1 pseudogene is annotated in these 661 nt (G+C 47.4%); it reads left to right on the forward strand.

Features of this window, described 5'->3' with window-relative positions:
- Positions 1 to 208 precede the first annotated feature (208 nt).
- Positions 209 to 661 (forward strand): annotated as a pseudogene (locus tag ACWFR1_RS40595) (amino acid permease); the annotation flags it as partial.

The following is a 661-nucleotide window of genomic DNA, read 5'->3' on the forward strand; positions in this document are numbered from 1 at the left end:
CCCGCTCTTTAAAAACAACTTGACTTATCGTAATAGTTTGTATATTCTAACTTAAAGCCGGTTCGCCGGAGTCTCGTGTCACTTTCTGACATGAGATTTTTTATTAGGAGGAAATAAATCGCTGATAGAAAGTTGGAAAAAGATGAACGCTGCCCACAACAAGAATGAGACAACCTTTCAGAGAAGTATGAAAAGCCGGCACCTCTTTATGCTTTCCTTGGGAGGTGTCATCGGAACCGGGCTGTTTTTAAGCTCAGGTTATACCATTCAGCAAGCAGGCCCGGCCGGAACGATACTCGCCTACTTAGTCGGGGCCGGCATCGTCTATCTGGTCATGCTATGCCTCGGTGAGCTGTCAGTCGCCATGCCTGTGACCGGCGCCTTTCACACCTATGCAGCCAAATACATAGGGCCGGGCACCGGATTTACGGTCGCTTGGCTGTACTGGCTGACATGGACCGTGGCATTGGGATCAGAATTCACAGCAGCCGGCCTGTTAATGCAGCGCTGGTTTCCCCATACATCGGTTTGGATGTGGAGTGCCGTCTTTGCGCTGTTCATCTTCTTGCTTAACGCATTTTCAGTCAAGTTTTTCGCTGAATCAGAATTTTGGTTTTCCAGCATCAAAGTATTAGCCATTGTATTATTTATTCTTTTAGGC

It is taken from the genome of Streptomyces sp. NPDC055103 (genome assembly GCF_053607625.1).